This window comes from Bacillus sp. 2175 (assembly GCF_057812155.1).
In genome coordinates this window covers 1,141,945-1,163,374 of the sequence record NZ_CM173819.1, presented here as the reverse complement: position 1 = coordinate 1,163,374, position 21,430 = coordinate 1,141,945, and the positions used below count along the sequence as shown (strand labels likewise).

General features: G+C 34.9%; 25 protein-coding genes and 4 pseudogenes. 10 read left to right on the top strand and 19 right to left on the bottom strand.

What is annotated here, in order from left to right; all coding sequences use genetic code 11:
• Nucleotides 1–171: 171 nt before the first annotated feature.
• Entirely contained in the window at nt 172–1,341 is a 1,170-nt protein-coding gene (amaA, locus tag ACXKY9_RS06320) for an N-acyl-aliphatic-L-amino acid amidohydrolase (protein WP_001082787.1), read from the bottom strand.
• 337 nt (nt 1,342–1,678) lie between these two features.
• Between amaA and ACXKY9_RS06315 the strand changes: the two genes are divergently transcribed.
• From ACXKY9_RS06315 to dltD, 5 genes are all read left to right on the top strand, one after another.
• Nucleotides 1,679–1,825: a teichoic acid D-Ala incorporation-associated protein DltX gene (locus ACXKY9_RS06315; RefSeq protein ID WP_000440293.1), complete on the top strand. Its 147-nt coding sequence runs from the start codon at nt 1,679–1,681 to the stop codon at nt 1,823–1,825.
• 12 nt (nt 1,826–1,837) lie between these two features.
• Nucleotides 1,838–3,352 (top strand): D-alanine--poly(phosphoribitol) ligase subunit DltA, encoded by a 1,515-nt coding sequence (dltA, locus tag ACXKY9_RS06310; RefSeq protein WP_000770512.1) that lies wholly within the window; start codon nt 1,838–1,840, stop codon nt 3,350–3,352.
• A complete protein-coding gene (gene dltB / locus ACXKY9_RS06305) occupies nt 3,349–4,524 on the top strand; it encodes a D-alanyl-lipoteichoic acid biosynthesis protein DltB (RefSeq protein WP_000127921.1) in 1,176 nt (391 codons plus the stop codon). Before dltA ends, dltB begins: the two co-directional genes overlap by 4 nt.
• Nucleotides 4,525–4,592: 68 nt before the next feature.
• Nucleotides 4,593–4,832: a D-alanine--poly(phosphoribitol) ligase subunit DltC gene (dltC, locus tag ACXKY9_RS06300; protein WP_000807310.1), complete on the top strand. Its 240-nt coding sequence runs from the start codon at nt 4,593–4,595 to the stop codon at nt 4,830–4,832.
• On the top strand, nt 4,829–6,004 hold the full coding sequence (dltD, locus tag ACXKY9_RS06295) for a D-alanyl-lipoteichoic acid biosynthesis protein DltD (protein WP_001030266.1): 1,176 nt from the start codon (nt 4,829–4,831) through the stop codon (nt 6,002–6,004). Before dltC ends, dltD begins: the two co-directional genes overlap by 4 nt.
• A gap of 21 nt (nt 6,005–6,025) precedes the next feature.
• Here the strand turns inward: dltD and ACXKY9_RS06290 are convergent, their stop codons facing one another.
• On the bottom strand, nt 6,026–7,114 hold the full coding sequence (locus ACXKY9_RS06290; protein WP_000495286.1) for an NAD(P)H-dependent flavin oxidoreductase: 1,089 nt from the start codon (nt 7,112–7,114) through the stop codon (nt 6,026–6,028).
• A gap of 115 nt (nt 7,115–7,229) precedes the next feature.
• On the opposite strand from ACXKY9_RS06290, the gene ACXKY9_RS06285 reads away from it, so the two are divergent.
• Complete coding sequence (locus ACXKY9_RS06285) at nt 7,230–8,150, top strand: S66 peptidase family protein (protein WP_000640075.1); 921 nt, start codon at nt 7,230–7,232, stop codon at nt 8,148–8,150.
• Between the two features lie 27 nt (nt 8,151–8,177).
• On the opposite strand, the gene ACXKY9_RS06280 is transcribed toward ACXKY9_RS06285, so the two are convergent.
• The 3 genes from ACXKY9_RS06280 to ACXKY9_RS06270 all read right to left on the bottom strand — a co-directional run bounded on the left by ACXKY9_RS06280 (nt 8,178) and on the right by ACXKY9_RS06270 (nt 9,638).
• The gene (locus tag ACXKY9_RS06280) at nt 8,178–8,576 is read right to left on the bottom strand and encodes an SseB family protein (RefSeq protein ID WP_000435262.1); all 399 of its coding nucleotides are present in this window, start codon (nt 8,574–8,576) and stop codon (nt 8,178–8,180) included.
• A gap of 86 nt (nt 8,577–8,662) precedes the next feature.
• Nucleotides 8,663–9,217 (bottom strand): cysteine hydrolase family protein, encoded by a 555-nt coding sequence (locus ACXKY9_RS06275; RefSeq protein ID WP_000184437.1) that lies wholly within the window; start codon nt 9,215–9,217, stop codon nt 8,663–8,665.
• Between the two features lie 10 nt (nt 9,218–9,227).
• Nucleotides 9,228–9,638 (bottom strand): carboxymuconolactone decarboxylase family protein, encoded by a 411-nt coding sequence (locus ACXKY9_RS06270; RefSeq protein ID WP_000439753.1) that lies wholly within the window; start codon nt 9,636–9,638, stop codon nt 9,228–9,230.
• Nucleotides 9,639–9,764: 126 nt separating this feature from the next.
• On the opposite strand from ACXKY9_RS06270, the gene ACXKY9_RS06265 reads away from it, so the two are divergent.
• Together ACXKY9_RS06265 and ACXKY9_RS06260 are read left to right on the top strand one after the other, a co-directional pair.
• The gene (locus tag ACXKY9_RS06265; protein ID WP_001175505.1) at nt 9,765–10,217 is read left to right on the top strand and encodes an Lrp/AsnC family transcriptional regulator; all 453 of its coding nucleotides are present in this window, start codon (nt 9,765–9,767) and stop codon (nt 10,215–10,217) included.
• Between the two features lie 100 nt (nt 10,218–10,317).
• A complete protein-coding gene (locus ACXKY9_RS06260; protein WP_000707107.1) occupies nt 10,318–10,500 on the top strand; it encodes a DUF3913 family protein in 183 nt (60 codons plus the stop codon).
• 29 nt (nt 10,501–10,529) lie between these two features.
• On the opposite strand, the pseudogene ACXKY9_RS06255 reads toward ACXKY9_RS06260, so the two are convergent.
• From ACXKY9_RS06255 to nrdI, 11 genes and pseudogenes are all read right to left on the bottom strand, one after another.
• Nucleotides 10,530–10,907 (bottom strand): annotated as a pseudogene (locus ACXKY9_RS06255) (AbrB/MazE/SpoVT family DNA-binding domain-containing protein); the annotation flags it as partial.
• A 56-nt stretch (nt 10,908–10,963) separates the two neighbouring features.
• The gene (locus ACXKY9_RS06250; protein ID WP_000475423.1) at nt 10,964–11,740 is read right to left on the bottom strand and encodes an ABC transporter permease; all 777 of its coding nucleotides are present in this window, start codon (nt 11,738–11,740) and stop codon (nt 10,964–10,966) included.
• Entirely contained in the window at nt 11,740–12,642 is a 903-nt protein-coding gene (locus tag ACXKY9_RS06245; protein WP_000528820.1) for an ABC transporter ATP-binding protein, read from the bottom strand. Before ACXKY9_RS06245 ends, ACXKY9_RS06250 begins: the two co-directional genes overlap by 1 nt.
• Nucleotides 12,643–12,656: 14 nt before the next feature.
• Nucleotides 12,657–13,439, bottom strand: coding sequence for a hypothetical protein (locus ACXKY9_RS06240; RefSeq protein ID WP_000843921.1), 783 nt, complete (start codon nt 13,437–13,439; stop codon nt 12,657–12,659).
• The gene (locus ACXKY9_RS06235) at nt 13,436–14,134 is read right to left on the bottom strand and encodes an ABC transporter ATP-binding protein (protein ID WP_000137747.1); all 699 of its coding nucleotides are present in this window, start codon (nt 14,132–14,134) and stop codon (nt 13,436–13,438) included. The genes ACXKY9_RS06240 and ACXKY9_RS06235 overlap by 4 nt, the downstream gene beginning before the upstream one ends.
• Nucleotides 14,131–14,511 (bottom strand): GntR family transcriptional regulator, encoded by a 381-nt coding sequence (locus ACXKY9_RS06230; RefSeq protein ID WP_000687508.1) that lies wholly within the window; start codon nt 14,509–14,511, stop codon nt 14,131–14,133. The genes ACXKY9_RS06235 and ACXKY9_RS06230 overlap by 4 nt, the downstream gene beginning before the upstream one ends.
• 216 nt (nt 14,512–14,727) lie before the next feature.
• Nucleotides 14,728–15,123: pseudogene (locus tag ACXKY9_RS06225) on the bottom strand (ribonucleotide-diphosphate reductase subunit beta); the annotation flags it as partial.
• Between the two features lie 129 nt (nt 15,124–15,252).
• A pseudogene (locus tag ACXKY9_RS06220) lies at nt 15,253–15,354 on the bottom strand (nuclease); the annotation flags it as partial.
• 201 nt (nt 15,355–15,555) lie between these two features.
• Nucleotides 15,556–16,134: pseudogene (locus tag ACXKY9_RS06215) on the bottom strand (ribonucleotide-diphosphate reductase subunit beta); the annotation flags it as partial.
• Between the two features lie 154 nt (nt 16,135–16,288).
• Entirely contained in the window at nt 16,289–18,373 is a 2,085-nt protein-coding gene (gene nrdE, locus ACXKY9_RS06210) for a class 1b ribonucleoside-diphosphate reductase subunit alpha (RefSeq protein ID WP_001215839.1), read from the bottom strand.
• Nucleotides 18,360–18,719: a class Ib ribonucleoside-diphosphate reductase assembly flavoprotein NrdI gene (nrdI, locus tag ACXKY9_RS06205; protein ID WP_000959447.1), complete on the bottom strand. Its 360-nt coding sequence runs from the start codon at nt 18,717–18,719 to the stop codon at nt 18,360–18,362. Before nrdI ends, nrdE begins: the two co-directional genes overlap by 14 nt.
• A 163-nt stretch (nt 18,720–18,882) precedes the next feature.
• Between nrdI and ACXKY9_RS06200 the strand changes: the two genes are divergently transcribed.
• Entirely contained in the window at nt 18,883–19,053 is a 171-nt protein-coding gene (locus tag ACXKY9_RS06200) for a hypothetical protein (RefSeq protein WP_174767340.1), read from the top strand.
• Nucleotides 19,054–19,196: 143 nt separating this feature from the next.
• On the opposite strand, the gene ACXKY9_RS06195 is transcribed toward ACXKY9_RS06200, so the two are convergent.
• Nucleotides 19,197–19,514, bottom strand: coding sequence for a hypothetical protein (locus ACXKY9_RS06195; protein ID WP_000502197.1), 318 nt, complete (start codon nt 19,512–19,514; stop codon nt 19,197–19,199).
• 99 nt (nt 19,515–19,613) lie between these two features.
• Nucleotides 19,614–19,808 (bottom strand): hypothetical protein, encoded by a 195-nt coding sequence (locus ACXKY9_RS06190; protein ID WP_000356684.1) that lies wholly within the window; start codon nt 19,806–19,808, stop codon nt 19,614–19,616.
• A gap of 334 nt (nt 19,809–20,142) precedes the next feature.
• Between ACXKY9_RS06190 and ACXKY9_RS06185 the strand changes: the two genes are divergently transcribed.
• Nucleotides 20,143–20,721, top strand: a complete 579-nt coding sequence (locus ACXKY9_RS06185; protein ID WP_000619548.1) for a GNAT family N-acetyltransferase — start codon at nt 20,143–20,145, stop codon at nt 20,719–20,721.
• Between the two features lie 35 nt (nt 20,722–20,756).
• On the opposite strand, the gene ACXKY9_RS06180 is transcribed toward ACXKY9_RS06185, so the two are convergent.
• On the bottom strand, nt 20,757–21,359 hold the full coding sequence (locus ACXKY9_RS06180; protein ID WP_000703098.1) for a histidine phosphatase family protein: 603 nt from the start codon (nt 21,357–21,359) through the stop codon (nt 20,757–20,759).
• Nucleotides 21,360–21,430 lie beyond the last annotated feature (71 nt).

Below are 21,430 nucleotides of genomic sequence, written 5' to 3'. Positions count from 1 at the left end.
TTGACATTGATTATCAGTGTCAACAACTATTTTTAAAAAAATGATTAAAATGTACAAGCTTGTCCGTTAGCTATTCATATACTATGAATGAGCATAGTTCTTTCTCAGCCCTCTCTGACGGAAAGAAATAAAAGCAACTGCAATAGAGTGCAGTTGCCTTTTTTTGTTTTTCTATGATTTTAGTAATCTTATAGTCGTCTCTAAAAATAGCTCCACTCCACAAATTAATGCTGATTCATCCACGTCAAATTTCGGATGATGATGTGGATAACAAGTATATATATTTTCATTACCTGTTCCTAATTTAATGAAACAACCGGGTGCTTTTCTTAAATATGCTGAAAAATCTTCCCCACCCATAGAAGGTTCAAGCTTCACAACACGCTCATTCCCAAACAAATGTAGTGCACTTTCTTCTACTATTTTCGTAATATATTCATCATTAATAACCGGATCATATCCATATCGATACGTATATGTATACGATCCTCCATGTGCTTCTGTAATTCCTTTCACAATTTTCTCGATTTTCCCTTCTGCTTCCACCCTCAATGCTTGATTAAATGAACGAACGGTTCCCATTAAAGTTGCTGTACTAGGAATAATATTGTCAGCCGTTCCCCCATGAAATTGTGTAACTGAAATAACCCTTTGCATAAAAGCACTCGTATTTCTTGATACGATATGTTGTAAATTTGTAATAATCTGTGCTCCGATAGCAATAGGGTCTATCGTTTCTTCTGGTCGCGCCGCATGTCCTCCTTTGCCTTGAATTTCAACTGTAAATACGTCTGGTGCCGCCATCATCGGCCCATACACAATTCCTATCTTTCCGCTTTCTAATCCAGACATAACATGTAAACCTATTACATAATCAACACCGTCCATTACACCTGCCTCAACCATTTCTTGTCCCCCACCGGGATACACCTCTTCTGCGTGCTGAAAGAATAGACGAATCTCACCTGCAAAATCTTCCTTTATATTTGATAGCACCTCTGCTGTGCTTAATAAAATAGCTGTGTGAGCATCGTGCCCACATGCATGCATCATTCCTTTATTCACAGATGTATAAGATTTACTTGTCTCCTCTTGAATTGGCAAAGCATCTATATCAGCTCGAATCGCAATTACTTTCCCTTGCTTCACACCTCTTTTAATTGCTAGTACACTATACTTCGTCGGTCTCGTTACTTCAAAAGAAGAAAATGAGCATAATGTATCATATATAAATTGCGAAGTTTCTTTTTCATGAAATGATAATTCCGGATACTTATGGAAGTGCCTTCTCCATTTCACGATATTTTCTTCCGAAATTAGATTCTTCCACACTCTATTCATGATAATTTCCTCCTTTTCAAAAGAACTAGAAATTTAAAAGTTTACTCCGTCTTGAATGATTAATAAAAACAAATACTGTATTTTTACGTATTCTTATAGTCCACTTTTATGTATTCACACAATCCACTTTCTATTTACATGTCAAACCCATTACAAATTCATGCTGAATGTAATATAATTGCTAAGTTAGGGATTTTCTTTTTTAGTATTTAGTGCTAATATCAAAAAAGAGCCTTTTGACTTATTTTTACCTAAAATGTGGGATTTTGTTTTTTTCACAATAATGTAGGACATGATACCTACAAAGAGCTATTATTTCATTAAGAGAGGGAAAGACATGGAAAGATTAAAAGAGATATGGTCTCGACCACTCACACAATGGGTTGCAAAGACGGTTTATTATCTTGCAATTTTATTTGCATTACTTTGGTTGTATGGATTCCATGATACAAACACAAGTACATTTATTTACAATGAATTCTAGGGTGGGAACGTTATGAAGTTATTAGAACAAATTGAAAAGTGGGCTGCAGAAACGCCTGATCAAACCGCTTTTGTTTGGCGAGATGCGAAAATTACGTACAAACAATTAAAGGAAGATTCTGATGCGTTAGCACATTGGATTTCTTCTGAGTATCCAGACGATCGTTCACCAATTATGGTGTATGGCCATATGCAACCTGAAATGATTGTTAACTTTTTAGGATGTGTAAAAGCTGGACATGCTTACATTCCTGTAGATTTATCTATCCCAGCTGATCGTGTACAACGTATTGCTGAAAATTCTGGTGCGAAATTACTTTTATCGGCAACAGCAGTAACTGTAACTGATTTACCAGTTCGCATCGTAAGTGAAGACAACTTAAAAGATATTTTCTTTACTCATAAAGGGAACACTCCAAATCCTGAACATGCGGTAAAAGGTGATGAGAACTTCTACATTATTTACACATCAGGAAGCACAGGTAATCCGAAAGGGGTTCAGATTACTTATAACTGCCTTGTTAGCTTTACAAAATGGGCTGTAGAAGATTTCAACTTACAAACAGGGCAAGTATTCTTAAATCAAGCACCTTTCTCATTCGATTTATCTGTAATGGATATTTACCCATCATTAGTAACAGGTGGTACACTTTGGGCAATCGATAAAGATATGATTGCGCGTCCAAAAGACTTGTTTGCTTCTTTAGAGCAATCGGATATTCAAGTATGGACTTCGACACCTTCTTTCGCTGAAATGTGTTTAATGGAAGCATCCTTCTCTGAAAGTATGCTACCGAACATGAAAACATTCTTATTCTGCGGTGAAGTGTTACCAAATGAAGTGGCTAGAAAATTAATTGAGCGTTTCCCAAAAGCAACAATTATGAATACTTACGGTCCAACAGAAGCTACTGTCGCTGTAACAGGTATTCACGTTACAGAAGAAGTGCTTAATCAATACAAATCACTTCCAGTTGGCTATTGTAAATCAGACTGTCGCCTTCTTATTATGAAAGAAGATGGCACGATTGCACCTGATGGTGAAAAAGGTGAAATCGTAATTGTCGGTCCAAGCGTAAGCGTTGGATATTTAGGAAGCCCTGAATTAACAGAAAAAGCATTTACTATGATTGACGGTGAGCGCGCCTATAAAACAGGCGATGCTGGCTATGTTGAAAATGGTCTTCTATTCTATAATGGTCGTCTTGATTTCCAAATTAAGTTGCATGGTTATCGAATGGAATTAGAAGAAATTGAGCATCACCTTCGTGCGTGTTCTTACGTAGAAGGAGCAGTTATCGTTCCAATTAAAAAAGGTGAGAAATACGATTATTTATTAGCGGTTGTTGTTCCTGGGGAGCATTCGTTTGAAAAAGAATTCAAATTAACATCTGCAATCAAAAAAGAACTCAATGAGCGATTACCAAACTACATGATTCCACGTAAATTCATGTATCAATCTTCTATTCCAATGACACCAAATGGAAAGGTAGATCGCAAAAAATTATTGAGTGAGGTTACAGCATGACCGCATATGGATCATTTTATTTTTTCGCTATAGTGGGCATTTTATTAATACCTACTATCATAGCTGGATTAAAAGGTAAAATGTTGCGTAAATATAATGCCGTTTTAACATTAATCATGCTTGCTATTATCTTCTCAGATAAACCAAAGCAAGCAATGATGTTAGCCGCATTTATTATTTGGCAATATGCCCTAATTAAAGGCTATTTAATTTTAAGAAAAAAAAATAATAGTACATTCACATTTTGCATAGCTGTTATTTTATCGATTTTGCCTCTTATTTTGGCAAAAATCGCACCATTTGCATCGTTACTACCTGAGTTAAAACTTGTTGTTTTTCTAGGTATATCTTACGTAACATTCAGAGCAGTTCAAATGGTATTTGAAGTTCGTGATGGTTTAATTAAAGAGCTTTCTTTCTTTAACTTCTGGGAATTCGTTTTATTTTTCCCTGCGATTTCAACAGGACCTATCGATCGTTACCGTAGATTCCAAAAAGATATTCAAAAGCCACCTAGCGCTGAAGAATATCAAAATTTACTATATACAGGACTAAATCGTATTTTCCAAGGTTTCTTGTATAAATTTATTATTGCTTACTTAATAAAGCAATATTGTATGGATCCAGCATTCGCTCAACACGATACAATCTTTTCAAATATGATTTACATGTATAGCTATAGCTTATATCTATTCTTTGATTTTGCTGGTTATAGCTCTTTTGTAATTGGTGTAAGTTATATGATGGGAATTAAAACGCCAGAAAACTTTAATAAGCCATTCCTTAGTCGTAATATTAAAGACTTCTGGAACCGCTGGCACATGAGTTTATCATTCTGGTTCCGTGACTTCATCTACATGCGTTTCGTATTTTTTGCAACGAAGAAAAAGTTAATTAAGAACCGTTACACAATTTCGTATATCGGTGCATTTTTAAACTTCTTCATTATGGGAATTTGGCATATCCAAGGAAGCGCTGTTGCGCAGTATATTATTTATGGTCTATATCATGCCGCACTGTTTATTTTATTCGATATTTTCGAACGAAAAAACAAGAAGCATAAATTTTGGCCAAACAATAAATTCACACGCATCCTTGCGATTGTAATTACGTTCCACATTGTATGTTTCGGTTTCCTAATCTTCTCTGGACACCTTAACAGATACTTTTAATGCACCCTTCTTATTCCATTAAGAAGTTGCACATATAATATATTTCGGATATAAAGGAGATTTTAAAAATGGCAGAATTCAAAGAGCAAGTATTAGATATTTTAGAAGAAGTATGTGAAAACGATATTGTGAAAGAAAACTTAGATGTTCAATTATTTGAAGAAGGTATTCTTGATTCTTTTGCTGTAGTATCTTTATTAGTTGAATTCCAAGAGCGTTTAGATATTGAAGTTTCTATTTCTGATTTTGACCGTGACGAGTGGGCTACACCAAACATGGTTATTAAAAAGTTGGAAGAAATCCGATGAACAAAGCAAAATTTGGTCCGATGCTTTTAGCATTGGCCCTTTTTGCTGTATTCTTACTTATTCCAACGCGCTTCCTACTTCCACTTTTAAGTGATGAAAAAGTAGAACAAGCTGCTACTTCTTTAAAAGAAGAAAAAATTCAAAGTATGATTTTACAGCAAAAGATGTTAGCAGATCCAAAATATCTTCCGATGTACGGTTCATCGGAATTCGCACGTATGGATGCTTTCCATCCATCTAATTATTTTAAAGTAAAGCCTGAAGGATTTACGCCATTCCTTCTTGGACGCGGCGGAACACAAGACCTTGTACATGTGTTAAACTTCGCATCTACAATGGATCAATTGAAAGATAAGAAAATGGTATTCGTTCTTTCTCCGCAATGGTTTGTACCACAAGGTATTGATGAAACGCACTTTGCACCTAACTTTTCAAAACAACAAGGTTACCACTTCATTTTCAACAATGATTTAAAACCTGAAATGAAAAAACAAATTGCAAAGCGTTTATTAAACTTTGAGATTGTAAAAAAAGAAACTTTATTAAAAATCTCGCTTGAAGGCATCGCTTATGATGATACGAAGTATAAAGTAAAAGCACTTGCTGCTAAACCTTTCGCTTATATTTACCGTAACATTTTAGATCGTAAAGATTTATTTACAGCTATGTTTAATATTAAACCGCATAAAGAAAAGCTTGACCCTTCATTAAAACAAATGAACTGGGATGAAGCTCGTAAACATGCAGATCAAACAGGTGCAGCAGAATCTGGATCTAATGAATATGGTATCGAAGATGGTTACTTCAATAGCAAAATCAAGAAGAAATTAAAGCAACGTGAAGGCTACTTAAAAAATGATGCTTATGATCAATCGCCAGAATATGAAGATTTACAAATTGTACTTGATTTATTAAAACAATCTGGTGCAAAACCACTCTTCATTTCTGTTCCTGTCAAAGGTCCTTGGTACGACTACGCTGGCTTCCCGAAAGAACGCCGCGAAGCATACTATAAGAAAGTTCATGAGCAAATTGAAAAAGCTGGTTATCCAATTGCCGACTTCTCAAATCATGAATACGATAAATACTTCTTAAAAGATCATATGCACTTAGGTTGGAAAGGCTGGGTTTACATCGACGAAGCCATCCAACAATTTTATAAAGCAAACTAATGAAAAGACCGCTTGAATTACTCAAGTGGTCTTTTTGTATATATTTTGTAATTGTTCGATTGCATTCTCTGCTTCTTTCATAACTCGCTCCACTACATGCTGAGCTGATTCGATTCTAGCTAATGATGCTGCCTGTCCTGCCCAAAGTGACATATATTCTTCCTTATTTTGCTTCGCTGCCTCTTGGCGTATTTTAGAAGTTAATACGTTTTGCACTGGATACATCGGCAGCCCTTCTTCTTTTCCTTCATGTCTCTCTATAAATTCATTCCGAATACCCCGCGCATATTTCCCAGAAAACGCACGAGTTACAGTTGTGCTCGTATCTGTACTATGTAAAACCGCTTCTTTATACACATCGTGCGTAATACTCTCTTCACTTGTTAAAAAGGCCGATCCCATTTGAACACCTTCTGCTCCTAGTGCCAATGCCGCAACAAGCCCTTGTCCGTTCATTACACCACCTGCTGCGACAATTGGGATATGCGGAATAGCCCCTACTAACTGAGGTATTAACGCAAAAGTACCGATCATAGCATCTCGTTCTTTCCCAATAAACGTTCCTCTATGCCCTCCGGCTTCGCTTCCTTGCCCGACAATAATATCTACTCCTAACTCGGCAAGTACTTTCGCTTCCTTCACATGGGTAGCTGTTCCGATAACTTTTATTCCACTTCTTTTTAAATCATTTATTTCTTCTTTTTCTAACGTTTGAAATGCAAAACTAACGACCGGTACTTTTTCATCTAATAACACTTGTAATTGTTCCTTATAGCTTTTTGGAAGTTTTAACGTCCCTTCTACTTCTATACCTAATTCTCTATTTACTCCACTTAGTAATACTTTCGCCTCATTTACCTTCTCTTCTTCTATTTGTATCTCTTTCGTTACAAGTAAATTAACACTGAAAGGCTTATCTGTTAGTTCTCTTATTCTATAAATCGCTTCACGAATTTGTTCTGGGCTCATATAGCCCGCTCCAAGCGTCCCTAATCCTCCGCTATTACTTACTGCTGCAACAAGTTCTGGCGTCGTAATCGCGCCTGCCATACCGGCTTGAACAACGGGATACTCAATTTTTAATATGTCTGTTACTCGACTTGTAAACATCATTTCCCCTCCTATTTCCTTTATATCTTCTTTATTTGATAAGCTTTCCCCTGCTTTTGCAAGGGTTGAACTTCATATGAAGCGAATATATTGAAAGAGAAGGAGGCTGAGCTTAATGATTTATCCAAATGCATTAAAACAAGGTGATACAGTAATGATCATTGCACCATCTGGTCCACCTACAATCGAAAATGTATTACAAGGTGTGAATGTATTACAAGAGATGGGGTTATCCGTAATAATCGGGAAGAGCGTTTACGAGAAATATGGATTTTTAGCCGGAAGTGATCAAGTTCGGCTTGACGATATACATGAAGCATTTACAAATAATGAAGTGAAGGCCGTTTTCTGTGCACGAGGTGGTTACGGAAGTGCTCGTCTCCTCCCTCACATTCAATATGAAATCATTCGGCAAAACCCTAAAATCTTTTGGGGATATAGCGATATTACAGCTTTACATACTGCTGTTTCACGTTATGCAAAGCTTATAACATTTCATGGTCCGATGATTGAAGAACTAGGAAAAGGTATTGATTCCCTATCTTTATCCTCTTTCAATCAGCTATTCCATCCGTATTCAACCATTTTATCTGCATCAGAATGTATCGTATCTAGCTCTCACAGTACAGTTACAGGTACGTTAGTTGGAGGAAATTTAGCTGTGTTAACAAGTATAATTGGCTCGCCCTACGAGATAAATACGGACAATACACTTTTATTACTTGAAGACATTGGTGAAGAACCGTACCGCATTGACCGTATGTTAAATCAGCTACTTTTATCTGGAAAGTTTAATGAATGTAGGGGCGTTATTTTCACAAGTTGTCACGACTGCACTCCTTCAAAGCCATCTCAATCATTGCAAGCAATATTATATGAATATTTCGCACCATATCATATACCGGTCCTATTCGGTTTACCAATTGGACATATAAGTCCAAACATCGGTATTCCACTTGGAGCTACAGCGACAATAAACACGAATAATAAAACAGTCTCTATTTCTTCCGGTATAGCCACTCCATATTCAAATTAAAAAGGAAAAGCGATTACGCTTTTCCTTTTACTTATAATAATTAAAAATTCGTCCAGATGAGATATCTGCAATTTCTTCTGGAATAAATGTTTTACTTATATCAGTACCAACATTTAATACAGCTGTAGCATCTTTCTCAATGCTACCAAATAACTCTTTCCCACGTATCGTAATAAGGGGCGTTCCTTCTGGCAACACATCTTTTACAAATTCCATTTGTGTAAAGAACGGAACGATCCATCTACCTTCTCCTTGGAAATGACGCAAACGAAGTATTCCCTCTGTTGCCCCGTCCTCTGCTTCTAGTGAACCAGCAACATAAAACTCAGTAAATAAGAGCAATTCATAAAATTCCTTTTGCTTCTGTTTATCATCCCCTGCTACAACAAGTACCTCTTCTAATTTCTTTACTGAAATTTGCTCCATATGATGCCACCCCTATTTTCAAAATGATTGTACTTAGATTATACGAAATATTCTTATTTTTTTCTACATAATTTGCAATTATTTTCTTAAAATAATTTTAATACTTCTTTTGTCGTCACAATCGTAGCAAACTCTTCATGTAAATTTACAAGTGTCATATTGTGAATATCTTCTGCACTATACTCCTTACCATCTAAACCTTTACGGTTAAAAGTAGCCGTTGCATCACTCACTAAATATGTTGTAAATCCTAAATTCCCTGCCATTCGTGTTGTAGTTTCCACGCAATGATTTGTCGTTAATCCTACAACCACTACTGCATTACATTTGTTCTTTCTTAATTGCTCTTCTAAATTTGTCCCAATGAACGCGCTGTTAACGAATTTCTGAATAACCACTTCACCAAGTAGTGGTTGCACTTCTTCTTTAAAGTTTACCGTTTCCGCTCTCTCATAAAACATTGACTGAGCATTTTCTTTATTTACATGCTGAATATGAAAAACTGGTCGTTTCCTTTTTCTCCATTCTTCTAACAAAATTCTCATGTTTTCTTCAGCAAAAATATTATTTCTCTCGCCCCAATCTGGTAATTGAAATGCCTTTTGTACATCGATTATGATAAGTGCTATTTGATTTGTCATCATTTCCCCCTTAATTTGGCTGTAATTGAAATAGAAAACCAAGTTGTTGTGACGCAGTAATAAAGCAAACATAGGCGCAAAGCTCTACAATTTCTTTTTCTGTCCAATATTGTTTTAATACGTGAAACATAGTATCATCTATTGCTTTTCGGTCATGAACAAATGTATGCGCAAAAGTAACGGCTACACCAATCTCCTCTGCCTTTTGCATATCATCAGGTCTTCCTTTTGCCATACAGTACGGACATTCATTCCCATACGCTAATGTTCTTCTCACTTGCTCCTTCAACTCTGCTGAAAGAGTTCCTTTATTGTACAGTGTATCTTCTAACGTACTCCACGAATGTAATATATCCGAATTATGCCCTAATAACTTTTGAAACTTTGTATCTCCTACATTTGATAATGAAATTCTCTCCATCATTTCCCCTCCTATTTCCTTCTGTTTTATTGTAAAATAAATAACGTTCACTTTACATTTCATATGAATCTTAATTTATATTTTCCCTTTACAAAAATCATTATTTTACTGGAGGTATATTTACAAATGCAATTAGACCGTGTTGATCGAAAAATTTTAAATGAATTATATAATGATAGTCGCCTTTCGATGCGTGAATTGGCGAAACGAGTAAACTTATCTGCTCCATCTACTTCAGAACGTGTTCGTAAGCTCGAAAGCGAAGGTGTTATTCAAAAATACACAATCGATATTGATTATAAAAAAGCAGGACTCGTTTTAGATTGTATTTTAGAAATCACTTTAAAAAATGGTGATACAACACGTATGCAACAGTTTATTCAATCTTATCCATCTGCAAGTTTTTGTTACCGAGTAACAGGAAGCTTATGCTACATTGTAAAAATTTCTGTTCCTTCACTCGTTGAACTGGAAGAATTTATCAATGATGTTTCTTCATATGCAACGACCGTTTCTCATATCGTATTATCAGAAGTATCTCTTACTCCTGATATTGAACATATCTTCCCAGAAGATTAATTTATTTTTATTCATAAAATATAAAAAAACCCCTTACAATAAGAATAAAAATAATATATTATGTATTAAAATACATAAAGTTCGAGAAAGGGGCTTTACATTGAAAATCTGGTTTTATGAAAAAACGGCACAATTAGATGACTTGCTTGGTATTTGGGACAATGTTCCGACCATCCCACGAATTGGTGAAAAAGTGGAGATTTTAAAGACGGTCCGCACTGTTACAGATATTAAATATGTAAAGAACGGTAATAATTTTCGTGTAGAAATTATTACAAATTAAAAAGTAGCTCCTAAGGAGCTACTTTTTAATTATCTATTATGTGCTTTCTTTATAACGATTTTATCTTCTTCTACAGATACTGTTACATAATCATTTTCTTCTAACCGAAGCTTATTTACAGCCTCATCTGGTAACTCTATGGCCATCAATCTATCGGTTACGATCACTTGACTATACACTTCATTTTCTTGTGATGAACTCACTACTTTTTGCTCATTTATAAAACGTACTCGTGGCACGCCAACTTCTTTTACTGTACGCCATTGTTTCCAAACATAAGGAATTAACCAAAGTAATCCAACAACTGTAAGACCAATACCAATCCATAAATTACTTTGCGCTTGTAATTCAGTAATTGAGATTGTACCACTTTCTTCTCCACCGAAAAATTGCATACTTGTTGCAATCTAAGTGAATTTTATGTAATAAAAATCCCCGTTTTTACAAGCGGGGATTTCTTTTATTATAATACGTCACGTTTTTGGAATAATGCACTTGATGCTACAAGTAACACAACAAAGTATGCAACTACAAGTAATAATGAAGTTGTAAACGTAAATTCTGTAAATGTTGGTTCCATTCCACCATTGATTAATTTATTACTATCGTAAGCTCTTAAATCCAAATGGTTGAATACTACAAACTTCGCTACACCTTTTGCAAACATTATTAATACCATATTAATTGCACCTTGTAAGAAGAATAGGAACATCGTAATAATTAATGGTAATACAGATTTTCTAAAGACATTTGCTAGGAAAAATGCAAGTGTTGCAAAAAAGAACGGTGAAAGTAGTTGATATAAAGTTGACTTCATTACGATTCCTAACGTTAATTCTGTTTTACTACCATCCATTACAATACCGCCAATAATCATTGCAATTAGCATACCAGCTAATACGATAAATAACATTGCTAATAACACTGTAATATATTTAGAAAATAAAACTGCAAGTCTTTTTCTTGGACGGATTAACAATTGTTTAATTGTACCTTTTTGGAACTCATCAGTAAGAGTACGGGCAGCAAGTGTAATCCCAAAAATCGTTGTAAATAAAACAATTAAGCCAATCTCTGAGTTTGCATAATCTAAATATGCCCCCTTAAACTCATCACCTTTTCCCCACTTCAACATTGCTAAAGTACCTAAAATTTCGAGTGCCGCAATGACACCAATTAAAATATACATACCTTTTTTCGCATGCAACTTTAAAAATTCATTTTGAATTAATTTAAACATTACGCTTTCACTCCCCCAGTAATCGCTAAGAACTCATCCTCTAAAGTTTTATTTTGAACAGTAACGCCATATACAAGCACATCAGCATGAACAAGTTTTTTTACAAGTTGCGGAATGTTGTCTTTTGTTACAGATGCTACAATTACATTCCCTTTTGCTTTGCCTTTAATGATTTCATTTGCTTTCTGAACTTCATCTACTTCAAACGCTACAACGACTGCCTCATCATGTTTCACTTTTTCATGTAAGTTGTACTCTTGTACAAACTCACCTTGTTTAATAATAACAACGCGATCACACATTAATTCAATTTCACTCAATAAGTGACTTGATACGATTACAGCAATATTCTCTTCTTTCGCTAAACGTTGTAAATAATCACGAATTTGGCGAATACCAGCTGGATCTAATCCATTTGTCGGCTCATCTAAAATTAAGATTTTCGGCTGATGAAGTAATGCCTGTGCAATTCCTAAACGTTGTTTCATACCAAGTGAATATGTTTTCACCTTTTTATGAATCGCATGCTCTAATTCAACAAGCTTTACAATCTCAGCAATGCGCTCTTTACTAATTGGTGTAATGGCCATATTCGCAAAATGCTTTAAGTTTTGCATTCCTGTCATATAATCATATAGTTCAGGATTTTCTACAATCGCTCCAATTTGCTCTAGTGCCTTTTCACGCTCCGAGCGAATACTATGTCCACAAATTGTAATATCGCCCTCTGTCATTGAAATAAGACCTGTCATCATACGGATCGTCGTCGTCTTACCGCTACCGTTCGGCCCAAGGAATCCGTATACTTCTCCTTCACGAACCTCAAATGATAAACCACGAATAATTTCCGTTCCACCAATCCTTTTTCGAACATTCTCTAACTTTACTACTACGTTTCCCAATGCTGATTCCTCCTTTAGACTTCTAGTTTTTTATCGATAATATAAGCAATTACATATATTATTAGAGCACTAACCATTACCATGAAACTTATATTAAAAATGTTAAATCCATTTTCTTGAAACATATTAATAAACAGACTCTTGCTTTCACTATGATATTCTACTCTTCGCAATACTTGGAAAGCTGGAGCTAATTTTCCTAGCAAGGTTGTCGCTAAAGTAATCGCTATATTTATTACTAGAAAAATAATAACGATCAGTATATTTTGCGCCTTTTTCTTTTTGGTAAGTAACTTAACTAGAGTAATTACTAATATGATTTGTAACACACTAAACAAAAACTCAAATAAATCGCTTATCGTATATATTAAATTATTAATTATGCCTACTTGCATAATCTCTTTTGCCTCTACATATACAGAAGTCGTAGGAAAAGCTAATACATAACTTACGTAGAAAAGAATTCCACATATCCCATACCATATAGCCATTGCGATAAATGAGAAAATAAGCATAGAAATTACATATTGTTTCCCAGATATTGCTGTAAGTCGTAACATTGGATTAGTTAGTAAGCGTGAATATGATTTCATTGTTTGTATAAACATATAAACAATATAAAAGAAAAATATAATCATAATGATTCCAAATATACCCTCTTGTCTACTGATAGCCGCATCACTTTTTCTTACAATCATTTGTGAAAATAACACAGCTTCAATTAGCACAAAGAATAAAAAAGTAACAATATATCTTTTCTTATTTACATTCCATAAATAGGAAAGTACTGACTTCACTTACTAAACACCTCCTTAAACAATTCATGAACTGCTTTTCCTCTCTGAAAACGAATTTCTTCTACATTTTCATATAGAACCATTTCTCCATCTTTTAAAAAGATCACTTCATCAAAAATATTTTCAATTTCATTTATTAAGTGAGTGGAAATTAATATCGTACAATCTTCCCTATAGAACTGTAGAATTAAATCCAATACATGTTCTCTAGAAAGAGGATCTATCCCGCCCAACGGCTCATCCAGTACGTATAGCTTCGCTTTTCGAGAAAATGTTAAAATGATTTGCAGCTTCTCTATCATACCTTTTGACAATGCTGTAATTTTTTCTTCTAACGGTATTTTAAATTCTGCAATCGTATCTACCGCTTTTTGAATATCGAAGTCTTTATAAAAATCTCGGTAAAAAAATAAAGCATCTTTTACAGTCATCCAATCATCAAAGACTGGCTTATCGGACATAAATGAAACGATTTCTTTCGTCTGTAATCCTACCTTTTTACCGTCTATTGTAATACTACCTTCAGAAGGGTGTTGCAAGCCTGCAATCATTTTCAATAACGTCGTTTTCCCGCTCCCGTTATCTCCAACAAGCCCAACGATTTTCCCTTCCGTAATCTCTATGTTTAATTCACGGATCACTGCTTTTAATCCGTATCTCTTCCATAAGTTTTCTATTTTCAATAGCTCTGTCATTGGCTCTCCTCCCTCTTATCATGTAATGAAGAACGAAGAATTGTAAGAATTTCTTCTTCTGAAAAACCTAAATTGTCCATTCCATCTATAAAAGAATGAAGTAATTCTTTCGCCATCTCTTTTCGCAGCTCCATAATTTTCTCCCCTTCATTCGTTACATACCGTCCCATTCCTCTACGTGTGACAACAACTCCATCCCGTTCTAGCTCTTGAAATGTACGCTGAATCGTATTTGGATTCACTTGTAATTCACTCGCTAATTCACGGACAGAGGGAATTTTATCACCAGGCAATAAATGTCCTGTTACGATCTCTTTTTTTATGCATTCCATTACCTGAATGTAAATTGGTGTATTTGGAGAAAACTCTATTTTCATTTCTTCCCTCCTTTTGTATCGGTGTACTAGTTAAATAATACACTGATACAAAAGGTTTGTAAATACCCATTTAATTACAAAAAAGTTCTATCCGTTAACCGAATAGAACTTCCCAAATATAAATCGCTATACAAAAATAATAGTGTTATGTAAACAAAATTATAAAGAAAAGCTGTCTTATCAATCAATAAGACAGCTTTTCCTTATAATCCTATATTAAAAGTTAAACACGAAGTCATCGTCAGCTAACTTTTCAACGTTCGTTGCTTTTACGTAACCATTTCCTTTTACAGAGAAGAAATCATGGTTTTTCGTATCTGTACGTAAACCATTTAAAACGATTGGGTTAATTTCTTCTTCTTCAAACTTCGGCTCAAGTCCTAAGTTCATAAGCCCTTTATTTGCATTGTAACGAACGAAACGATTTACATCTTCTACAAGACCGATAGAAGTGTAAATTTCTTCTGTATAGGCCATTTCAATTTCATATAGTTCCATTAATAACTCTTGTGTTTCTTTTTGCACTTCTTGTTGCTCTTCTACAGAAAGTTCTGCGAAGATTTGTTGTGCTAAAATACCGACGAATACGCCGTGAATTGACTCATCCTTTACCTTCACATAAGTTCGCTACTCCTATGCCGTTTATACAGCTTACAGTTTCCTGTAAGAAGAGACTATATCATCTACCTTCTCAGGTAGCCCTCCATTTCGATTTAAGGGATTCTCACCCACCGCTTGGCCCTACTCCTCTTGCGGAATTTCACCGCCATTGGGATAGTCGTTGAACGTTCCTTTATCTACGTATCGCACCCACCACTGTTTATACAGTTTTCGATGTCTGATACTTCCGTACATGTTATCGCTAGATAAAGGCTTCGCTGCTGATTGCCCTATCAGCTATTCTCCTTTCCATCTATTGATAGTTAGAGAATAACCTGAATGCATATATTCATCAATAATAATACAGATAAATTTACACTAGGGGGTCCCAGCAATTAAAAGGGTTTTTCAATTGGTATCTCTACCAAAAGCCGCCATAAGTTAACGGATAATAAGGTTAATAATTTCACCACTTGCCGTCAGTTTACCTTGACCAGCTAAGTAAAGTGGATAGAAAAATCCACTATAGAATAAGTAACTTTCTAAGAACACACTTGCTACCATTGCCATGTATAACTCTTTTTTCGTTACTTCAGGCTTTAATAAACGACGATAGTAACTAGTAATAATACCAGCTTTTTTCTCAAGTAACGGATGATTGTCTACCCAGTCAAAAATATCATCAATTTCTTCTTCTGTAGCTAATGTTGTGAAAATGTGACTATAACTTTTCGCATGTACTTCTTCCATAGCTCCCATGAAAGCTAATACACTTTTCGCTTGTAAATTTTCAAGATGAACAAGTACAAGTGGCATTCCTTCGCCACCTTGTTTCGTATCTAAAAGTGTTAAACCACCTAATACACGCTTATAAGCAATTTGCTCTTCTTTCGATAATTGCACCCAAGTATTTTTGTCAGACGAAACCGCGATTTCTTCTTCTGTCCAAAACTGAGCGATGTTTTGCTTCCAAAACATTAAACTGAAATCATCTTCCTTTTTATTCCAGTTAACAGCGCGCATTGAATCACCCCTATATCTATTATTGTTCTACTGAACGGTTAAATTTCCATCTAACAATGAAAAGCTAACCGTTTAGTAGAACAAACCAAGTATGAGCAGGGTTCATAACCCTGCTCATACTATTGGGTTATTCATTTAGTATGGCAATATGCCATTAAACGGTACAAGCCACACACTCTTCCACGCTTAATTTACGTGTTCTCGTATAATACAGACTCTTTAAGCCTTTTTTATGTGCATAGATGTAGTAACGTGCTAATTCACGTGTTGAAATATCACTATTAACGTAAAGAATTGTACTAATTCCTTGGTCAATATGTTCTTGAATTTCTGCGATTAAATCAATTAATTTAAACTGATTCATATCGTAAGAAGATTTATAGTACCAGAACGTATCTTTTGATAAATACGGCATTGGATAATATGTTGTCGCATTCGCATATGTTCTTGATTCGATTTGACTTACGATCGGCATTACGCTTGAAGTTGCATTTTGAACGTAACTGATTGATTGTGTTGGAGCAATGGCAAGACGATATGAGTTGTATAAACCATTCTTCTGCACTTGCTCTTTTAAACTTGTCCAATCTTCTTTTGTCGGAATATGAATTCCTTCAAATAGTTGCTGAACTTTTTCAGTTACAGGACTGTAATCTGTCGTTTCATACTTTTCGAAGTATGTGCCATTCGCATAATCAGATTTATCGAAGTCTTTAAATGTCTCGCCTTTTTCTGTAGCGATTTCCATACTTTTCTCAATAGAATAGTAATTTAACATCATAAAGAATGTACGAGCGAATTCTTTCGCTTCTGCACTTTCATAAGCGATTTTATTTTTTGCTAAATATCCGTGTAAGTTCATTGCTCCAAGTCCAACTGAATGAAGCTCGTCATTTGCTTTTTTCACAGTTGGTGCATTCGGAATAATCGTCATATCAGAAACAGCTGTTAAAGCTTCCATTCCCGCATGAACTGCTTCACGAATTTCTTTATTTTCCATTACGTTTACAATATTTAACGATCCTAAGTTACAGTTAATATCACGACGGATAATGTCATCTGTACCGTAATCATTTATTTCTGAAGTTTCTTGAAGCTGGAAGATTTCTGTACATAAGTTCGACATCTTCACAGTTCCAATATCCTTCAATGGATGTTGATTATTTGCATTTGATTTAAACATTAAGTATGGGTAACCAGACTCAAGCTGAATCATAGCGATTTTAATAAGCATATCACGTGCACTAATATCTAGTGGCTTCTTCTTCACTTTCGGATTGCTCATTAATTCATCGTACATTTCATCAATGTCAATATCATCTAAATGCTTGCCATATTCTTTATAAACCGTATAAGGCGCGAAAACATGGAAAGGTTCGTTTTTCTCAGCAAGCTCAAAGAACTTACTTGGAACGATAATTCCGATTGATAGAGACTGAATACGGCTCTTCTCATCGGCATTTATTTTTTTGGTATCAAGGAATTCAATAATATCCCAATGGAAAATGTTTAAATATACTGCACCGGCACCTTTTCGTTGGCCAAGCTGATTCGCATATGAAAACGAATCTTCAAGCAATTTCATAACAGGTACTACGCCACTTGCAGCGTTGTCGATACCTTTAATTTGCTCACCACGTGCGCGTAGCTTAGATAAGTTTAAAGCTACTCCCCCGCCGATTTTTGATAATTGCATCGCAGTATTAATGTTAAAGCCAATTGAATTTAAGCTATCATCCATCTCTAACAAGAAACAAGACACCATTTCTCCTCTTCTGCTTCTTCCCGCATTTAAAAAGGTTGGTGTCGCTGGTTGGTAGTTTTGTTTTACAATCATGCTTGCGAATTGTCTTGCTTTCGAAACATCACCGCGTCCTAAGTATAATGAAACAATTGCTACACGATCTTCATAGCTTTCTAAGTATTGTTTTTGATCATTCGTTTTTAACGCATAATCTTTGTAGAACTTAGATGCTGCCATATAAGATTGGAACTCGAAGTTTTCACCATAAGCGATGTTATATACTTCCTCTACTTCCTCCAAGCTATACTCGTCCAGAACGTTGTAATAGTAATCATGTTCTTTCATATACTCCATTCGCTCTGCCACGCTATTAAAAGGAACGGTATTCTCTCTAGCTTCTTCCATAAAGACTTCTAATGCCTCTTTATCTTTATGAAGCTGATAAAAACCGTCCTGCATTTGCGTGATTTCATTATTCAGTTCAATGTGTCGCAATCTCCCGCACCCTTTCCTTAAAATATTCTACATCGTTATTTGTTCCAGATAACTCAAATTTTGATACAATAGGCACTTCATATTTAGTAGAAATCTTGTCAGCACTTGCACCGAACATGTCTCCCCAGTTACGATTGCCGCTTGCAGATACGCCTTTTAATTTTTCATTATTGCGCTCTAAAAAGTCTAAAACACGTTCTGGTACATTTCCAAAACCTGTTGTATACGTAATAAGAATAAAGTCTTCATCTATTACTAGATCTTCATCAATTTGAACGGCCGGCATATTTAATTTGTGAATGAAACGCTTCACGTTTCCTGTCATAGAATCATATGCAACTAACATTTCCGACCCTCCCTCTCAAATCTATATTCTCTATATGTTGTTCTTGATTTCTCTATATATTGTATTACGTTTCAAAATAAGACACAAGATATATGTATAAATTCTTTCTTTTTTTAACTTTTACTTTTCGACATGATAGCCGTTTTTTTTCAATACAATGACTATGAAACAACATTCTAAAACTCATGTCAATAAAGTGCTTTTCAAAAAAGTTGTCAACGAATTTAACCTTATTTTTAAAAAAGTTAACAATATATTTTGTCATAAAACGGTAGATGCTGAAGAAATATATTTCTCCAGCATCACGCAAAAAAGAACAGATATGAAACTATAATCTGCTCTAAAAAACGATTACATTTATCAAATTTACCTTATTAAATATATTATACATATACTTTCGTTTTTCGTTACATACTAAAAGATAACTATTATAGAAAAAGATTATTATTATGGAACTTCAATTTATTTATGAAAAGTTTATTCAGAGTACTCAATGCGCAAAATATCTTTTACAAATATATGATGTGGATTTTCATCTTTATCAAGCATTGTACATACAGGAGCCTCTTCATCAAAGTATACAATCAGTCCTTCTACGTACTGATATGTATGTTGAACTTGTACAGTTACTTTAATTTCTATTGCTTCTTCATATGCTCTTTTTATTTTCTGAAGCATTTTTGCTGAACATTTTCGTTTCTCTGGATACATAACCATTCCCATAAATCGATTGCCGGCTCTATCTTTCCACATATAATCCCAATGTGGTAAAATGCCTTGTTTAAAATCGCCCATAATTCCCCTCTCCTTTATCTTTTATTTATCCCGCATGAAACGTCCGTTTGGTGAAGGCTACTAATCAGTGAGAGATGCCCTGCTGATCAAAATTCTCCTTTATGAACGTGGCGTTTCTGAATATGTATAAATCACTTGCCCGCCTCGCTGTGCGTTACCAATGAAATGCTTAAAGTCTTCTCTATTTACAACAACTTCTCTGAACGTATAAAATACATCTTTCGTAACAACATACTCCTTTATTTCACCATTTTTTAGCTGATCTAAAATTGTATTTGCTAATTCTTTATCCATGTATTTCACCTCTCTGCAATATTTTATTTTATCTTATATTCTATAGGTCAACAACTGTAAATTTATCCCGCTATTTGCAGGTAGTCCGATTGGTGTTGACTACTAATCAGTCGTAGAATGAACAAAAAATCTTACTGATTAACGTTTCACTTTATCTCGTTGTTATGCCATGATTTTATTTTCGTTATTTCGCAAACAATATTGTTTTACTATATGTCCACTAAATATCATATACTAACATAGCTACTTCTCTATATCAAACATTTCGGCATTCAATTATGCAAAGTTCCATACCACTATGCTACAATATACAAATAGAACTAGGAGGGATACTATGATTCGGAAAGCAAAAAAGACAGATGCAATGGCAATAGCTCCTTTATTGTATAATGCTCTGCATGAAATTGCTGAAAAAATCACAGGTAGCACAGTTGAAGCAGAAGTATTACTAGGACTTGAGACATGGTTCTCAAAAGAAAATAACCGTCTGAGCTACGAAAACTGTTTTGTCTATGAACAAGACGAGAGTGCAGTTGGAATTATTGTCGCTTATCACGGTAGTGAAGCAACACAGCTTGACGCACCAATTGTACATCACTTAAGAGCATTACATAAAGATGAATCAATTACGTTAGAAAAAGAAGCTGAGCTTGATGAGTATTACATTGATACATTATCAGTTTCAAGTGCACACGGCGGAAAAGGTATAGGTTCTAAATTAATTGAAGCTGCCGAAATCTATGCAACTGAAAAAGGGCATAAAAAAATCGCTTTACTTGTTAATTTAGAAAACAAACGCGCCTATTCACTATACGAAAAGTTAGGTTATAAAAAAGATGAAATTGTTATGCTAGTAGGAGAACCTTATGCTCATCTCGTAAAACCATTAAACGTCAAAATTTCTATATCTTAAAAAGAAAGCACACGATTTATATAAATCGTGTGCTTTTATGTTAAATTTGTATTTAATATATTTCCATCCATCGCCTCGTGAAACGTATATGTTGTACATCCCCATGGCTCTCTGTGCAAAATAGGAGAACCAGACCATCCCATCGCTCTCAGTTCGGCACCAATCATTACATTCACATAATTATGACCTACAAGAGCTATACTTCCATGTACGAGAGCATAACGATGTAACAGGTAAGCCGCTTGCCTTACCCTCTCTCTTACTTCCTTATAAGACTCAACATCTTTATGGTAGCCAAGTATCCATAATGTTCGTCCAATGAACATCCATACCTTAATTGTGCATTTCAACCACTTCGGAGCAAAAAAGCATGAAGGAACTTCAGCTTCTCTAAAAAGAGAATTTTGCATAAAAGATAAAGAATCCGTCAATTCAGCTGCTGATTGTACAGCACGCCTTTGATCACTTGTTAAGACAAATTTCGCTGCTTCAATTGCCTCTATTGTTTCTATCGGCATTTTAGCTTTTTGTATCATTGACTCGGAATCATACTGTTTCATCCATTCGTGAAATGAATTAATTGTCATCGGTTCTCTTATACGACTTAAACAACCATGACGAATAAAAGAAATCTTCATTCTTTTCACTCTCCATTCATCACTTATGAACTCTATTATGCACTAGTTCTAAACATCATACCACGCAAGAA

Bases quoted from the DNA above. Each gene is read 5' to 3' on its own strand.
- amaA (WP_001082787.1), bottom strand. From the start codon at position 1,341: ATGAATAGAGTGTGGAAGAATCTAATTTCGGAAGAAAATATCGTGAAA.
- ACXKY9_RS06315 (WP_000440293.1), top strand. From the start codon at position 1,679: ATGGAAAGATTAAAAGAGATATGGTCTCGACCACTCACACAATGGGTT.
- dltA (WP_000770512.1), top strand. From the start codon at position 1,838: ATGAAGTTATTAGAACAAATTGAAAAGTGGGCTGCAGAAACGCCTGAT.
- dltB (WP_000127921.1), top strand. From the start codon at position 3,349: ATGACCGCATATGGATCATTTTATTTTTTCGCTATAGTGGGCATTTTA.
- dltC (WP_000807310.1), top strand. From the start codon at position 4,593: ATGGCAGAATTCAAAGAGCAAGTATTAGATATTTTAGAAGAAGTATGT.
- dltD (WP_001030266.1), top strand. From the start codon at position 4,829: ATGAACAAAGCAAAATTTGGTCCGATGCTTTTAGCATTGGCCCTTTTT.
- ACXKY9_RS06290 (WP_000495286.1), bottom strand. From the start codon at position 7,114: ATGTTTACAAGTCGAGTAACAGACATATTAAAAATTGAGTATCCCGTT.
- ACXKY9_RS06285 (WP_000640075.1), top strand. From the start codon at position 7,230: ATGATTTATCCAAATGCATTAAAACAAGGTGATACAGTAATGATCATT.
- ACXKY9_RS06280 (WP_000435262.1), bottom strand. From the start codon at position 8,576: ATGGAGCAAATTTCAGTAAAGAAATTAGAAGAGGTACTTGTTGTAGCA.
- ACXKY9_RS06275 (WP_000184437.1), bottom strand. From the start codon at position 9,217: ATGACAAATCAAATAGCACTTATCATAATCGATGTACAAAAGGCATTT.
- ACXKY9_RS06270 (WP_000439753.1), bottom strand. From the start codon at position 9,638: ATGGAGAGAATTTCATTATCAAATGTAGGAGATACAAAGTTTCAAAAG.
- ACXKY9_RS06265 (WP_001175505.1), top strand. From the start codon at position 9,765: ATGCAATTAGACCGTGTTGATCGAAAAATTTTAAATGAATTATATAAT.
- ACXKY9_RS06250 (WP_000475423.1), bottom strand. From the start codon at position 11,740: ATGTTTAAATTAATTCAAAATGAATTTTTAAAGTTGCATGCGAAAAAA.
- ACXKY9_RS06235 (WP_000137747.1), bottom strand. From the start codon at position 14,134: ATGACAGAGCTATTGAAAATAGAAAACTTATGGAAGAGATACGGATTA.
- ACXKY9_RS06230 (WP_000687508.1), bottom strand. From the start codon at position 14,511: ATGAAAATAGAGTTTTCTCCAAATACACCAATTTACATTCAGGTAATG.
- nrdI (WP_000959447.1), bottom strand. From the start codon at position 18,719: ATGTTAGTTGCATATGATTCTATGACAGGAAACGTGAAGCGTTTCATT.
- ACXKY9_RS06200 (WP_174767340.1), top strand. From the start codon at position 18,883: ATGAAACAACATTCTAAAACTCATGTCAATAAAGTGCTTTTCAAAAAA.
- ACXKY9_RS06195 (WP_000502197.1), bottom strand. From the start codon at position 19,514: ATGGGCGATTTTAAACAAGGCATTTTACCACATTGGGATTATATGTGG.
- ACXKY9_RS06190 (WP_000356684.1), bottom strand. From the start codon at position 19,808: ATGGATAAAGAATTAGCAAATACAATTTTAGATCAGCTAAAAAATGGT.
- ACXKY9_RS06185 (WP_000619548.1), top strand. From the start codon at position 20,143: ATGATTCGGAAAGCAAAAAAGACAGATGCAATGGCAATAGCTCCTTTA.
- ACXKY9_RS06180 (WP_000703098.1), bottom strand. From the start codon at position 21,359: ATGAAGATTTCTTTTATTCGTCATGGTTGTTTAAGTCGTATAAGAGAA.